The organism is Bacillus cereus group sp. BfR-BA-01441, from assembly GCF_022663075.1.
In the GTDB taxonomy this organism is placed as follows: domain Bacteria; phylum Bacillota; class Bacilli; order Bacillales; family Bacillaceae_G; genus Bacillus_A; species Bacillus_A cereus.
Genome location: NZ_JAKUEU010000236.1, coordinates 1 through 656 on the forward strand (window position 1 = coordinate 1; position 656 = coordinate 656).

The window sequence follows — 656 nt, forward strand, 5'->3', positions numbered from 1 at the left end:
GCTAAAGCTAAAAAACCAGCTACACAACAACCTGTTGCAAAAGAAACTGAAACAAGTGCACCATCATCTTCTCGTGAGTTACGTGTTGTAGCAACAGCTTACACAGCAGATCCACTTGAAAATGGTTATAAAGCAGGCGACCAAGTAAAATCAGCTTTAGGCCACAACTTAACAGCTAATCCAAACATGAAACTAATTGCAGTTGATCCAAGTGTCATTCCATTAGGTTCAAAAGTATGGGTTGAAGGTTACGGAGTAGCAATCGCTGGTGATACTGGTGGAGCTATTAAAGGTAATAAAATCGACGTTTTAATGCCAGATAAAGGTTCATCAAGTAGCTGGGGACGTAAAACAGTTACAGTTAAAGTATTAAACTAGTTAGTAAAAAAAGAGCCAGTCTCATCATTGAGACTGGCTCTTTTTTTACTCTATTAAACTACTGAAAAATAACATAGTAAATGAAATTATATCAACGATTTTTCAAATATATCTATCGTAACCTACAATATATCAACGATTTTTCGAATATATCTATCGTAACTTATAATATATCAACGATTCGACAAGAGATATCGATTTACCGACAAATTTTGACATTAAAAGTACTTTAATATTAAAAAGGCGGTCCAAAATTTGGAACGCCCCCTATCTTCCCT

The 656-nt window shown here is 34.9% G+C and carries 1 protein-coding gene; it reads left to right on the forward strand.

Going from position 1 to position 656, the window contains the following annotated elements:
* Nucleotides 1-378, forward strand: a 378-nt coding sequence (locus MR107_RS30265; RefSeq protein ID WP_242293168.1) for a 3D domain-containing protein, incomplete at its 5' end; no start/stop codon positions are given.
* Nucleotides 379-656 lie beyond the last annotated feature (278 nt).